Source organism: Paenibacillus xylanexedens (assembly GCF_007676705.1).
In the GTDB taxonomy this organism is placed as follows: Bacteria; Bacillota; Bacilli; order Paenibacillales; family Paenibacillaceae; genus Paenibacillus; species Paenibacillus xylanexedens_C.
In genome coordinates this window covers 1-321 of record NZ_VEBF01000123.1, presented here as the reverse complement: position 1 = coordinate 321, position 321 = coordinate 1, and the positions used below count along the sequence as shown (strand labels likewise).

1 pseudogene is annotated in these 321 nt (G+C 43.0%); it reads left to right on the top strand.

The annotated features are described in order from the left end of the window. Positions 1-49: 49 nt before the first annotated feature. A pseudogene (locus FS628_RS32160) lies at positions 50-321 on the top strand (hypothetical protein); the annotation flags it as partial.

Here is a 321-nt window from a genome sequence, read left to right as displayed (position 1 = left end):
TAAAAACTCCCCTCTACCTTACATCCAACCAGTAACTCCTCCCGCTATCATGCAACCTAAAAACCTACACAAAAAAATCTTCCACTTCAATCCTAAACTCACACTACCTGAAATCCCTACAATCTTCACTCCTCCACTTCATCTTCAAATCCCAACTCAAACTAACAACAATCCACCACCATCGCCTAAACCTTATCTTCAACCACCCATCAACCCACCTCTCATCCACCCTAACCCTAACTTCTCTCCTAATCCTTCCCCTCAATTCTTGCTACGTCCAGCTTACTCCATCCATCAACCTCAAACCATTAAACTTCAATC